12 protein-coding genes are annotated in these 12,384 nt (G+C 69.1%); 7 read left to right on the top strand and 5 right to left on the bottom strand.

All coding sequences use genetic code 11. The features are described from left to right. Window positions 1-164: 164 nt before the first annotated feature. Complete coding sequence (locus RN607_RS10655) at window positions 165-893, bottom strand: trimeric intracellular cation channel family protein (protein ID WP_313497021.1); 729 nt, start codon at window positions 891-893, stop codon at window positions 165-167. A gap of 314 nt (window positions 894-1,207) precedes the next feature. Here RN607_RS10655 and RN607_RS10650 point away from each other — a divergent pair, with 314 nt between their 5' ends. The 5 genes from RN607_RS10650 (at window position 1,208) to RN607_RS10630 (ending at window position 6,549) form a co-directional block, all read left to right on the top strand. Beyond that, window positions 1,208-1,450: a hypothetical protein gene (locus tag RN607_RS10650; protein ID WP_313542534.1), complete on the top strand. Its 243-nt coding sequence runs from the start codon at window positions 1,208-1,210 to the stop codon at window positions 1,448-1,450. A 129-nt stretch (window positions 1,451-1,579) separates the two neighbouring features. Next, a complete protein-coding gene (locus RN607_RS10645) occupies window positions 1,580-2,200 on the top strand; it encodes a GNAT family N-acetyltransferase (protein ID WP_313542532.1) in 621 nt (206 codons plus the stop codon). A gap of 12 nt (window positions 2,201-2,212) precedes the next feature. Beyond that, complete coding sequence (locus RN607_RS10640) at window positions 2,213-2,836, top strand: TetR/AcrR family transcriptional regulator (RefSeq protein WP_313501735.1); 624 nt, start codon at window positions 2,213-2,215, stop codon at window positions 2,834-2,836. A gap of 3 nt (window positions 2,837-2,839) precedes the next feature. After that, the gene (locus tag RN607_RS10635) at window positions 2,840-4,570 is read left to right on the top strand and encodes an ABC transporter ATP-binding protein (RefSeq protein WP_313542530.1); all 1,731 of its coding nucleotides are present in this window, start codon (window positions 2,840-2,842) and stop codon (window positions 4,568-4,570) included. After that, window positions 4,567-6,549, top strand: coding sequence for an ABC transporter ATP-binding protein (locus RN607_RS10630; protein ID WP_376784158.1), 1,983 nt, complete (start codon window positions 4,567-4,569; stop codon window positions 6,547-6,549). The genes RN607_RS10635 and RN607_RS10630 overlap by 4 nt, the downstream gene beginning before the upstream one ends. A gap of 48 nt (window positions 6,550-6,597) precedes the next feature. Here RN607_RS10630 and RN607_RS10625 read toward each other — a convergent pair whose 3' ends face one another. The 3 genes from RN607_RS10625 to RN607_RS10615 form a co-directional block, all read right to left on the bottom strand. Then, window positions 6,598-7,638, bottom strand: a complete 1,041-nt coding sequence (locus RN607_RS10625) for a TIGR00341 family protein (protein WP_313542528.1) — start codon at window positions 7,636-7,638, stop codon at window positions 6,598-6,600. Between the two features lie 162 nt (window positions 7,639-7,800). After that, window positions 7,801-8,112 (bottom strand): SHOCT domain-containing protein, encoded by a 312-nt coding sequence (locus tag RN607_RS10620; RefSeq protein ID WP_313497011.1) that lies wholly within the window; start codon window positions 8,110-8,112, stop codon window positions 7,801-7,803. A 9-nt stretch (window positions 8,113-8,121) separates the two neighbouring features. Beyond that, a complete protein-coding gene (locus RN607_RS10615; RefSeq protein ID WP_313542526.1) occupies window positions 8,122-8,559 on the bottom strand; it encodes a DUF6325 family protein in 438 nt (145 codons plus the stop codon). A gap of 291 nt (window positions 8,560-8,850) precedes the next feature. On the opposite strand from RN607_RS10615, the gene rho reads away from it, so the two are divergent. Next, window positions 8,851-10,695, top strand: coding sequence for a transcription termination factor Rho (gene rho / locus RN607_RS10610; RefSeq protein WP_313542524.1), 1,845 nt, complete (start codon window positions 8,851-8,853; stop codon window positions 10,693-10,695). 170 nt (window positions 10,696-10,865) lie between these two features. On the opposite strand, the gene RN607_RS10605 is transcribed toward rho, so the two are convergent. After that, window positions 10,866-11,798, bottom strand: a complete 933-nt coding sequence (locus RN607_RS10605) for an endonuclease domain-containing protein (RefSeq protein WP_313542522.1) — start codon at window positions 11,796-11,798, stop codon at window positions 10,866-10,868. Between the two features lie 366 nt (window positions 11,799-12,164). Between RN607_RS10605 and rpmE the strand changes: the two genes are divergently transcribed. Next, window positions 12,165-12,374, top strand: coding sequence for a 50S ribosomal protein L31 (rpmE, locus tag RN607_RS10600; protein WP_313497003.1), 210 nt, complete (start codon window positions 12,165-12,167; stop codon window positions 12,372-12,374). The last annotated feature ends 10 nt before the right edge of the window (window positions 12,375-12,384 follow it).

The following is a 12,384-nucleotide window of genomic DNA, read 5'->3' as shown; positions in this document are numbered from 1 at the left end:
CGCGCGGTGCGCGAACTCGGGTCGGGATCATTCGGAGGACGGTGCGTCACGGATGTCGATCTGTGGACGCGGGACGGGACCCGCCGCGTCACGATCGTCGACCTGGGCGGACCGGGTGTCGCGCAGCCGAGCGGCGCATCCCGCAGCGGCCTCCGATACTGCCGTCACTGGTCCGCGGGCGTGCTCGCCGTCTGGTTGCCTCGTCCGCGTCGGGCACGCCGCACGCGGCGGCCAGCCTCCTTGCGGCGGGTGCGCATCTCGTAGGCGTGCAGGCGTGGCTGCGGCACCTGCACATGCCAGAATCTGCCGCTCAGCCGGACGAGCAGCGTGACCGCGACCGCGGCGGTGGTGGAGACGAGCGGCCGGGTGCCTGTGTAGAGCGCGGCATAGACCAGGGCTCCGGCCAGCCCGGCGATCGCGTTCGGAGGTCCCACGTGCATGATCGTCGAGGGTCGTCCTTGGAGCATGTCGGTGAGGATCAGCCCGCCCACGGACGCCAGCGTGCCGATGAGCACCGCCGGCAGCACCGTGAGCCCCTGGAGCAGGGCGGCGTTGGCGCCGACACACGCGAACAGGCCGATGATCATCGCGTCGAGCCACCACAGCACGGGGCCAAGCTTGCGCAGGTAGTACAACGCGACCATGCCGAGGAGCGCTGCGGCTGCGGCCGCGACGAGGTATAGCGGGTCCCTCAGCGCTGCGGGCGGGAGATTGCCGAGCAGCAGGTCACGCACGATCCCGCCGCCGAACCCCATCGCAGCGGCGAGCGTGAAGACGCCGACCAGGTCGGTGCGTTCGTCCTCACCTGCGCGGATCGTCCCGCCGAGCGCACCCAGGAAGACGGCCAGCAGGTTGATCGCCAGCGGGATCTCGAGCGCGTCCGGGGTGGCCACGACACTCACTCTAGGCGCGGCCGCGTTCGGCACCGGAGCGCCGCGCTCATCCGGCCAGGAGGTGGGCGCGGGCGCGGCGGCAGCGTGGGGAACCGCCCCGTCGCAGTGGCGAACCGCATATCCGGCACGACGCGCACGCCCGTCACGACTCGCACGCCCGTCACCACCCGCGTGCCTGTGGCTGCGTGCACGCGCGCGCCGACGCCGTGCCAACGCCGCGCCGACGTCCGCGCGCCGACGCCGTGCCAACGCCGCGCCGACGTCCGCGCGCCGACGCCGCGCCGGATCGGCGTTGTCTCGCTAGCGTCGATCCCATGGGCACGCTGGCCGGGCTGATCCCTCCGCGCGGGGCGTTGCGTGCGGTGGCGATGGTGGTCGTGGTGATCGTCGCGATCGCGGTGCTGGGCCTGGGGTGGGGCGGCCCTCCGGTCGCGGTGGCATCCGGGCTGGGTGCGGTGTCGGTGCTGCTGCTTGCGTTGCGCCGACCGCCGTGGTGGCAGGTGCTGGCGTTGGCGGCGGTGGTGGCCGCGGGGACCGCAGCAGCGACGACGGCGTAGGGCGAGGCGTGGCTTCTAGGCCTCGTGGTGGCGTGCACGGTGGTGGCGGCGCGGCCGTGCTGCTCGCCCTGGTCGTGACGTGGTTCGATCGACGTGAGCCACGTGTCGACGCGGAGTAGCGTCCCTCCCATGGGGATCCGTCCGGCTGTCGCTGCCGATCATGCGCAGGTCGCGCGCATCTGCCTGCTGACGGGCAGGCAGGGTTCGGACGCGACGGGAGTGTTCTGCGACGACACGGCGCTCGCCGACGTCTATGCGACGCCGTACCTTCATGGCCCGGGTGGCTTCTGCCTGGTGTGGGACGTCGAGGGTGAGGCGCGAGGCTATGTGCTGGGCACGTCGGACACGGAGACGTTCCAGCGGTGGTTCGTGGAGACGTGGTGGCCGGAGAGGGTTGCTGACCATCAGCCGGTGACGGTCGACGACGGGTGGTTGCTGCCGTCCGCGGCGGATCCTGAGCGGATGCTGGGCCCGCAGCTGGGCGAGTTCCCGGCGCATCTGCACATCGATCTGCTGCCCGATCAGCAGGGTCGTGGCGTGGGGCGCATGCTGATAGAGGCGGCTGCCGGGCTGCTGATGCGCAGGGGCGTCGCCGGGGTGCATCTGGTAGCGGAGGTCGCGAACCGGGGTGCGCAGGCGTTCTACCCGCGGGTGGGCTTCGTCGCGGTGGGTCGGACGGCCGACGTGGTGACGTGGGCACGGGGGTGGGATGCAGGTTCGGAGTTGCGAAGTGAGCACTCACTCACTTAGAGTGCTCGGGTGATGACCAGGGCGGGCGCGATCACGCACGGCGCGGAGTCGGCGCCGTCCGGACGCGCGCCCCGCATGGCGCCCGACGACCGACGCGCTCACATCCTCGACGCTGCGATCCCGTTGATCCTGGAGCGCGGCGCCGAGGTGACGACCCGTGAGATCGCCGAGGCTGCAGGCGTGGCGGAGGGCACGATCTTCAGGGTCTTCGATGACAAGGACTCGCTGATCGACGCAGCGGTGCTGCGCGTGGTCGACCCGGCGAGCACGCTCGCGGTCATGGGTGCGATCGACCCCGAGGCTCCGCTCGACGTCAAGGTCGCGCAGGTCGTGACGCTCCTTCACGAACGCGTCACGCGAGTGGTCGCGTTCATGACCGCGCTCGGTCCCAGGGACCACGCCCGGCAGCACGGCCACCCCGAGGCGAAGGGGCCGCTCGGCGAGGCCACCGGCGTCGTCGAAGCCTTGCTCGCGCCCCACGCGCACCAGCTGCGCGTGGATCCGGCCACCGCGGTCGACTATCTGCGCATCCTGGTCTTCGGCACCTCGATGCCGTTCATCCGCTCGTCCCGTGAGATCACGGCCGACGAGCTCACCGACTTCATCCTCCGTGGCATCTCCCGGGAAGGGGACTGATTCATGCTCTGGAAGCTGCTCAAATCGTCGATAAGCCCGTACATGGGGCTGCTGGCTGGGATCATCGTGTTCCAGCTGGCCCAGTCGATCGCCAACCTGTACCTGCCGAGCCTGAACGCCGACATCATCGACAAGGGTGTGGCGGTCGGCGACCTGAGTCACATCTGGTCGGTCGGCGGCGTGATGCTGGTGCTCACCCTGGTGCAGGTCGCGTGCGCGATCAGCGCGACGTACTTCGGCGCCAAGCTGGCGATGCGCGTCGGACGCGACCTGCGCCGCCGCATCTTCATGCGCGCCGGAGAGTTCTCCGAGGCGGAGGTGCAGAAGTTCGGCGCGCCGTCCCTGATCACCCGCACCACGAACGACGTGCAGCAGGTGCAGATGCTCGTGCTGATGGGCGCGACCATGCTCGTCAGCGCGCCGTTCATGGCGATCGGCGGCGTCATCATGGCCGTCCACCAGGACGCGGGCCTGTCCTGGATCATGGTGGTCGCGATCCCGGTGCTGCTGATCGCCGTCATGGCGATCGTGACGCGCATGGTGCCCCACTTCCAGCGCATGCAACGGCGCATCGACCGTGTGAACCAGGTGCTGCGTGAGCAGCTGACCGGCATCCGGGTGGTCCGTGCGTTCGTGCGTGAGCCGGTCGAGTCGGAGCGTTTCGCCGGAGCGAACGCGGACGTCACGGAGTCGGCGCTCAAGGCCGGCCGCTTGATGGCTGCGATGTTCCCCCTGGTGTTCGTGGTGCTGAACCTCAGCTCTGTCGCGGTGATCTGGTTCGGGGCGGACCGCGTCAACAGCGGTGAGATGCAGGTGGGTGCGCTGACGGCGTTCCTGACCTACCTGATCCAGATCCTCATGTCCGTGATGATGGCGACGTTCCTGTTCGTCATGCTGCCGCGTGCCACGGTGTCCGCCGATCGCATCGGCGAGGTCCTGGAGACGGACACGACGGTGCTCGAGAGCGCCGATCCGGTGACCGACTTCCCCACGCCTGGCGAGCTGGTGTTCGACGGTGTCGACTTCAAGTACCCGGGCGCGGAGCAGCCGGTGCTCGGCGGCATCACGTTCGTGGCCGCTCCCGGCACCACGACGGCCGTCATCGGGTCCACCGGCTCCGGCAAGTCGACGCTGGTGGGTCTCGTGTCCCGCCTGTACGACGCATCGTCCGGGTCGATCCGCGTGTCGGGCGTCGAGGTGCGCGATGCCGCGCTGGAGAGTCTCTGGTCGCGCCTCGGCATCGTGCCGCAGCGGCCTTACCTCTTCTCCGGGACGGTGGCGTCGAACCTCCGGTACGGAGCGCCGGACGCGACGGACGAGGAGCTGTGGCATGCGCTCGAGGTGGCGCAGGGCGCTGACTTCGTGCGCGCCATGCCCCACGGGCTCGACACGGAGGTCGCGCAGGGCGGCACGTCCGTGTCCGGCGGACAGCGTCAGCGTCTCGCCATCGCGCGAGCGCTCGTGAGGAAGCCCGACATCCTGGTCTTCGACGACTCGTTCTCCGCGCTCGACACGGCGACCGATGCGAGGCTCAGGGCGGCTCTGGCCAAGGAGTTCGCTGACACGACGGTCCTCGTCGTGGCACAGCGCGTGTCGTCGATCGTCGACGCCGACCAGATCCTCGTCCTCGAGGATGGCCGGATCATCGACCGCGGCACTCACGACGAGCTGCTCGTCACGTCGGAGACCTACCAGGAGATCGTCAGCACGCAGCTGCGAGTGGAGGCGGCATGAGCACCGAGACGCAGAACCGTCCCCCGCAGCGGCGGGGTGGACCGGGGCCCATGGGCCACATGGGTGGCGCTCCGGCGGAGAAGGCGCAGGACTTCAAGGGCTCGGTGCGGCGACTCGCCGGCCTGCTCAGCCCCGAGAAGAGCCTGGTCTACTTCGTGATCTTCCTGGGAGCGGCCTCGGTCGCCCTGAACGTCATGGGCCCCAAGATCCTCGGTAACGCGACGACCCTCGTCTTCGAAGGTCTCCTGGGCGGCACCGGAGTGGACTTCGGGCGGATCCACACGATCCTCGCGTGGCTGATCGTCATCTACCTCTTCGCGGCCCTGCTGCAGTTCATCCAGGGGTACATCCTCAACGGCATCACGCAGCGCACGGTGTACCGGCTGCGCGAGCAGGTGGAGGACAAGATCCACCGCCTGCCGCTCAGCTACGTGGACCGCCACCAGCGCGGTGAGCTGCTGTCCCGCGTGACGAACGACATCGACAACGTGTCGCAGACGCTCCAGCAGACGCTGAGCCAGCTGTTCACGTCGCTGCTGACCGTCATCGGCGTGCTCATCATGATGATCTACATCTCACCGTGGCTGGCGCTGGTGGCGATCGTCTCGATCCCGCTCACGCTCGGCATCGTGATGCAGGTGGCCAAGCGGTCGCAGCCCAAGTTCGTGGACCAGTGGAAGCACACGGGCACGCTCAACGGGCAGATCGAGGAGGGCTACACCGGCCACGCGCTGGTGAAGGTGTTCGGCCGCCAGAAGGAGACCCAGGAGGAGTTCGCGCGCAAGAACGAGGAGCTCTACGAGGCGAGCTTCGGCGCACAGTTCATCTCCGGGATCATCATGCCGTCGACGATGTTCGTCGGGAACCTGGTGTACGTGGCGGTCGCCGTCGTCGGCGGTGTCATGGTGACCAACGGCAGCCTTCCGCTGGGCGACGTGCAGGCGTTCATCCAGTACTCGCGGCAGTTCCAGCAGCCGCTGACGCAGCTGGGCTCCATGGCGAACCTGCTGCAGTCCGGCGTGGCGAGCGCGGAGCGAGTCTTCGAGCTGCTGGACGCCGAGGAGCAGTCGCCCGATGAGGACCCGGCGCTGACGCCCGCCGACGACCACGGTCGGCTGGTGTTCGAGGACGTCACGTTCCGTTACGTCGAGGACAAGCCTCTCATCGACAACCTCGACCTGACGGTGGAGCCCGGCAGGACGGTAGCGATCGTCGGCCCGACGGGTGCCGGCAAGACCACGCTCGTCAACCTCATCATGCGGTTCTACGAGCTCAACGGCGGTCGGATCACGCTCGACGGCGTGGACATCGCCAAGATGACGCGGGACGACCTTCGTTCGCGCACTGGCATGGTCCTGCAGGACGCGTGGCTGTTCGGCGGCACGATCCGCGACAACATCGCGTACGGCCGTGACGGTGCGACGGAGGATGAGATCCACGCTGCGGCGAAGGCTGCGTACGTGGACCGCTTCGTGCATTCGCTGCCCGACGGCTACGACACGGTGCTGGACGACGACGCGACGAACGTGTCCGTCGGCGAGCGGCAGCTCATCACGATCGCCAGGGCGTTCGTGTCGCGGCCGCAGGTGCTGATCCTCGACGAGGCGACGAGCTCGGTGGACACCCGTACCGAGCTGCTCGTGCAGCACGCGATGGAGAAGCTGCGTCGCGATCGCACGGCGTTCGTGATCGCGCACCGTCTGTCCACCATCCGCGACGCGGACCTGATCCTCGTGATGGAGAACGGTTCGATCGTGGAACAGGGCAACCACGCGGAGCTGCTGGCCCTCAAGGGTGCGTACGCGCGGCTCTACGAGGCCCAGTTCTCGGCGCCGGTCGACGAGGTCGAGCCTCCGATCGACCCGGTGCACGCCCCCGCTGGGGCGCAGCCGGTGGCGTTCGACGATCCGTCCGTTCCGCACACCGAGGCGCCGGCGCACAAGGGGGAGTCCCTGGACGATCCCGACGTGGATCGCTGACGGAAGCGACGAGGGCCGGTGCCGTGAGGCGCCGGCCCTCGTCGCATGTCAGAACGAGTCGCGCGCGCCGTTCGAGTCGAACGTGTAGGAGGGGACGAACTCGAGGATGATCGAGTCGACGTCGAGGCCCGAGGCGGCCATGTCCGCGTAGACCGCGCTCACGTCAGGCAGCGGCGGGGTGCCCTTGATGAGCACGTGGACCATGTTGTTCTCGCGCGCGGTCACGGACACGATCGTCCACTTGGAGTCGGCGGCAGCCTGGTCCACGTAGGTGCGGATCTTGCCGATGCGGGAGTTGTTCTCGATCGCATGCGCGGTCGAGTAGGTGAGAGGTCCGCTCACGACGAGCACGAGCGCGGCCATCGTCATGTAGGTGCGGGCGCGGCGGCGACGCTCCGCCTCCTTGTCATCCGAGGCCTCGAGCCGGAGTCGGGAGTAGCCGAAGATGCCCATCACGAGCGCGCCGGTAGCGAGGATGGCCGCGACGTTGGTGAGGAAGAGCAGGAGCGCGCCGAGCGCCTGCGCAGGCTCGCCGGACTCGAGGGTGAGGCCTACGACGACCAGCGGCGGCACCAGCGAGATCGCGATCGCGACGCCGGGGAGGGTGTCGGAGATGTCCGAGCGGATCAGCGCCACGGAGCCGACGGCTCCCACCGCGAGCGCGGCGAAGAGGTCGACCAGACCAGGGGAGACGCGACCCGCGACCTGCGCATTGGTCTCCGCGACGACGGGCTGCACCACGAGCAGTCCCAGGACGAAGCCGACGGCGACGGCCGCGGCAGCTCCGGCGAGCATGAGTGCGACCGAGCGGAGCAGGTTCCGGTGGTCGCCGAGCACGGTGGCGAGCATCGTGCCCTGGATGGGACGCATCAGCGGTGCCACGATCATCGCGCCGATCACGGTGGCGGTCGAGTCCGCGACGACGCCTGCGGTGGCGATCGCGCTCGCGAGCAGCAGGAGCAGCCAGAACCTGGTGTGCTGCGCCCGCACCCGATCGCCGTCGAAGAACACCGCCTCGCGCATGTACTGGACGGTGTTGAGCCGTCCCGACCAGCGCGTCTCGCGCACCTGCTCGGCCCACGACGCCATGGCGATCCCTTCCCCTCGGGGCTGCTTCGGACCCCTTGATGGCAGGCTAGAGCGGGCCTGGGGACGGTCGACCTCGCCACGCCGCAACCGCGATCCGGGTTCGTAGGCATGCGCAGGCGTGGACGGGCGCGATGAGGCTGCCGGTCCACGGCTGCGCTGTGCTCAGGCGAGCAGCTTGGCCTTCGCGGCGGCGAACTCGGCGTCGTCGAGCAGTCCTGCTGCGCGCATCTCTCCGAGCTTCGTCAGCTGAGCCATGAGGTCGCCTCCCGCGGACGGTGCGGCGACCTGCGGCACGGGTGCGGCGGCGACGGGCTCGGCGTAGGCCGCCTCCGCGTATGCGGGCGCGGCGCTGCGCTGTGCGCGTGCCGCCTGGCGCCTGGCGACGTTGCCGGAGACCGCGGTGGCGGTGCCGGAGATGACGGCGGTGCGCGCCATGGTGCCGATGAGGCCTGGTCGTCCTACACGGATGGGCATGATCGCTCCTCAGTCCTGGTTGTCGAGTGCCGCGACTGCGGCGAGCACGTCGTCGGCGACGGGGCCGGGGATGCGCATGGTGTCGAGCAGCCGCCCGCCCGCTGCGGAGATCGCATCGCGCAGGGGTACCACCCACGTGTGCTCGAAGCAGAGGATCGCAGCGGCCGACCCTGGCGCGAGCTCCTCGACCAGCTCGTCGACGTCGTCGTCGGAGATCAGCCCGTCGATCTCGGAGACGAGCGCGCGCAGCGCGTCGAGCCCGTCATCGGTGGCGTCGTCGATCTCGAGCACGGTAGCGGCGCCGTCGGCGTCCTTGCGGGCGAGCACAGCGTCGACGATCCGGATGGTGCCCGAGTCGACGAGCCGTTGCAGCTCCGGCAGGATCGAACCGTCGAAGCGGTCCTGTCCGAATCCGATGACGACGACCTCGATCGGTCCGAGTCCCATGGCGTTCCCCTTCCCCTCGAGGCGGCACCGGTCGACGCCCCCTCCCTTCGGAGGCTATTCCAGCGACAGGGCGTCGGCAACAGATGCCACGACCCGCCGAAAGCCTCGATTGTGCAGGGGCAACGGCGGTGCTACGCTGGGCGTGCTTCCCCCGGATCGGCGCGTATCGCCCCGGCGGACAGCAATCCACGTGTGAGGCGTCCAGCCTTCTTTGACGCTTATGCGAACGTACCCGCGTGGATCGACTCGCACTTCAGAGCCAAGCGTGCTCGTGCGAGGGAAGGAATGTACGTGACCGACACGACGACGGCCAGCGACAACACCGCGGCCCTCACAGCTTTGAAGCTTCCCCAGCTGCAGGCGCTTGCAGCGGAGCTCGGTGTCTCCGGCACCGCCCGCATGCGCAAGTCCGACCTGGTGGAGGCCATCCGTCACGGCGGCGTGGTGCCGTCCAAGCCCGAGCCTGCCAAGGCGGAGCCGAAGCAGGCTGAGCCGAAGCAGGCCGCGCCCAAGGGCGAGGCACCCAAGAAGGCCTCGTCGCGCAGGGCGACGTCCAAGGCGGGAGCGCCTGCGGCGGATGCCCCTGCGGCCCAGACCGCTTCGGCCGATGCGACGCCTGAGATCAAGATCGACCTGCCCACCCGCGACGAGGCTCCGGCCGGCTCCGGCGACCAGCATGACGGCGAGTCCGCCGACGAGCGCGCGCGACGCGCGAAGGAAGCGGTGTCCATGGCTGCCTCAGGCGACTCCGACGGCGGCGAGCGTCGCCAGGGCGGCAACGGCAACAGCGGCAACGGCAACAGCGGCAACAGCAACGGTGGCAACCGGGGCGGTCAGGACGACCTCGACGGCGACCGCGGCAACCGTCGTCGCCGTGGCCGCGGTCGTGGCCGCGGTCGTGGCCGTGAGCGCGAGGGTGGCGAGACCGGTGGCACCGCGCCTCAGCAGCAGCACCAGCAGTACGACGAGGACGCGCCTCGCGAGGGCGAGGAGATCACCCCGATCGGCGGCATAGTCGACGTGCTTGACAGCTACGCGTTCGTGCGTACGGCGGGCTACCTGCCCGGCAAGGCAGACGTGTACGTCTCGATGAACCAGATCAAGAAGTACGGGCTGCGTCGTGGTGACGCGGTCGCGGGAACCGCCCGCCCGCCGCGACCTGGCGAGCGCGGCCAGCGTCAGAAGTTCTCGGCGCTCGCCACGATCACCCAGGTGAACGGGCAGACGCCTGAGGACGCCAAGGGCCGCCCGGTGTTCGGCGACCTCACGCCGCTGTACCCGCAGCAGCGCCTGCACCTCGAGACCGAGCCGCGCAACATGACCAACCGCGTGATCGACCTCGTCGCGCCGATCGGAAAGGGCCAGCGAGGCCTCATCGTCTCGCCCCCGAAGGCCGGCAAGACCCTGGTGCTGCAGTCGATCGCGAACGCGATCTCGCAGAACAACCCCGAGGTCCACCTCATGGTCGTGCTCGTCGACGAGCGTCCTGAGGAGGTCACGGACATGCAGCGCACGGTCCGTGGCGAGGTCATCGCCTCGACGTTCGACCGTCCCGCGTCCGACCACACGGCCGTCGCCGAGCTCGCGATCGAGCGCGCCAAGCGTCTCACCGAGATGGGCCAGGACGTCGTGGTGCTGCTCGACTCGATCACCCGCCTGGGCCGCGCGTACAACATCGCCGCGCCCGCGTCGGGCCGCATCCTCTCCGGTGGTGTCGACTCGTCGGCGCTGTACCCGCCGAAGCGCTTCTTCGGCGCGGCTCGCAACATCGAGCACGGCGGCTCGCTGACGATCCTCGCGACCGCGCTGGTCGAGACCGGCTCGAAGGCCGACGAGGTCATCTTCGAGGAGTTCAAGGGCACCGGAAACATGGAGCTCAAGCTCTCCCGCACGCTCGCCGACCGCCGCATCTTCCCGGCCGTCGACGTGAACGCGTCGGGCACGCGCCGTGAGGAGATCCTCATGAGCGCCGAGGAGCTGAAGATCATGTGGAAGCTGCGTCGCGTGCTCACGGCGCTCGAGCAGCAGCAGGCCATCGAGCTGCTCCTGGGCAAGCTGAAGGAGAACAAGACGAACGCCGAGTTCCTGATGCAGGTCGCGAAGACCTCGCCGGGCGCCGACGACGCGGAGAAGTAGCGCGAGCGCGGACGACGCTGCAGCGTCGTCCCGATGCGGAAGGGGCCCGGTCCATGCGGATCGGGCCCCTTCCTCGTCCCGGGACGTCCGTTCGCCGAGCCCCGCCGGCCCCTGCATCGTCCGTGTGCGCTGTGAGCACATAGGTGCTCAGAATCTGCGTTCTGGAGCACTCATGTGCTCCAGGGATTGCTGAGTCGTCGTGCGACCACGGTGAGGACCCGCTCGCGGCACCACTCGGGCCGGTCGACGATGTCGCGCCATCCGAACCTGATCACCACGAAGCCCGCTGCGATGAGATCCGTCTGGCGGTTGCGGTCCTCGTCACGGGCCTTCCGGGTGGAGTGATACGTGTCGCCATCGAGCTCGACGATCACCCGTGCGCGCCGGTGAAGGATGTCTACGGTGGGCTTGCGCGTCGGCAGCCTCAGGTCGACCTGCCACTCGAGCTCGGCGAATCGCGTGCCGGTGAAGACCTCGTGCTTCGCGCGCACCTCGAGAGGTGACGTCGCGCCTTCGGCGAACCATCCGAGCACACGCTCAAGGTCGTGCCGACCACGGATGCGGGGTGTGCGCGCGACCTCGTGTCTCACCTGCCTCCACGTGCAAGCACGATTCCACAGTGCGAGGTAGAGCAGCTCTCTGCGTTCGCGCGGAGCGGCATTCGACCACGCGTCGACGGCCGCTCGCGCGGCAATGACGCACCTCACCCCGCGAGGGCCGGACTCGACCGCGACGGGTGCCCTTTGCATGACTCGCACCCACGTGGGATTCCGCACGCGGCTTCCGTAGGGGACGACGAGGTCTGCGGTGTCGGGGACCGGGAGGGCTTCTGAGTAGAGCGACAGAGCGAGCTCACCCGTGACGAGGCCTCGAGGCACCCAGAGGTTGAGGCTCTCTCCGAGGACGAGACGGTCGTTCCGGTGGGCCGGTGCGCAGTAGACACCCGGCAGGATTCTTGTCGCGGTGCCGCCGGCGAGGCAGCGGTCGAGCTCGCTCCGGGGCCACCGCGCGAGCACCTCGTCCCGCGTGAACGCATGTGCGCTGCGGCCGAGCAGGTCGCTGAGCGAGGCCGCGGGAGGCGAGAGCGCAAGGAATGGTCGCATGCGCAGCATCGGACCTGGCCTGTCCGCGCCGCGGAGAGCCGGGCACGAAAGATGTGGAGCGTGGGGGGCTGACGAGGGCCTGGGAGTTGCGCTGGACCCCCTTGAGCACATAGGTGCTCAGAATCTGCGTTCTGAAGAAGCGATGTGCTCAAGGGACGATGCCGGCCCCGGCTTGGTGGCGCGCTCGGGCAGGGGAGGGGAAGGGCGTGGAGGCGCGTGACATGCTCGGGCGCTGGAGCCAGATTCGCCAGCCACTTGACGGGCATGGCAGAATAGCCCGTTGGCTCGGTCCGAGGATCGGGTCCACGGCATCCGGTTCACCGAAGCGAGGTACGCAAGGACCCGGACGCACATCTAAGGGAGATCATGAAGAAGGACATCCACCCCGAGTACGTGGCCACCACTGTCACGTGCACCTGCGGCAACACGTTCGAGACCAACTCCACCGTGAAGTCCGGCGTGATCAACGTCGAGGTCTGCTACGCCTGCCACCCGTTCTACACCGGCAAGCAGAAGATCATGGACACCGGTGGCCGCGTGGCCCGCTTCGAGAAGCGCTACGGCAAGAAGGCCTGAGGCCGGAAGC

Origin of the sequence: Demequina capsici, assembly GCF_032102965.1 — a bacterium.
Taxonomy (GTDB): Bacteria; Actinomycetota; Actinomycetes; order Actinomycetales; family Demequinaceae; genus Demequina; species Demequina capsici.
The sequence above is the reverse complement of the archived record's forward strand: the minus strand, read 5'-3'. Positions and strand labels throughout refer to the sequence as shown.

Bases quoted from the DNA above. Each gene is read 5' to 3' on its own strand.
- rpmE (WP_313497003.1), top strand. From the start codon at position 12,165: ATGAAGAAGGACATCCACCCCGAGTACGTGGCCACCACTGTCACGTGC.
- RN607_RS10605 (WP_313542522.1), bottom strand. From the start codon at position 11,798: ATGCGACCATTCCTTGCGCTCTCGCCTCCCGCGGCCTCGCTCAGCGAC.
- RN607_RS10640 (WP_313501735.1), top strand. From the start codon at position 2,213: ATGACCAGGGCGGGCGCGATCACGCACGGCGCGGAGTCGGCGCCGTCC.
- RN607_RS10620 (WP_313497011.1), bottom strand. From the start codon at position 8,112: ATGCCCATCCGTGTAGGACGACCAGGCCTCATCGGCACCATGGCGCGC.
- RN607_RS10650 (WP_313542534.1), top strand. From the start codon at position 1,208: ATGGGCACGCTGGCCGGGCTGATCCCTCCGCGCGGGGCGTTGCGTGCG.
- RN607_RS10635 (WP_313542530.1), top strand. From the start codon at position 2,840: ATGCTCTGGAAGCTGCTCAAATCGTCGATAAGCCCGTACATGGGGCTG.
- RN607_RS10615 (WP_313542526.1), bottom strand. From the start codon at position 8,559: ATGGGACTCGGACCGATCGAGGTCGTCGTCATCGGATTCGGACAGGAC.
- RN607_RS10645 (WP_313542532.1), top strand. From the start codon at position 1,580: ATGGGGATCCGTCCGGCTGTCGCTGCCGATCATGCGCAGGTCGCGCGC.
- RN607_RS10625 (WP_313542528.1), bottom strand. From the start codon at position 7,638: ATGGCGTCGTGGGCCGAGCAGGTGCGCGAGACGCGCTGGTCGGGACGG.
- RN607_RS10630 (WP_376784158.1), top strand. From the start codon at position 4,567: ATGAGCACCGAGACGCAGAACCGTCCCCCGCAGCGGCGGGGTGGACCG.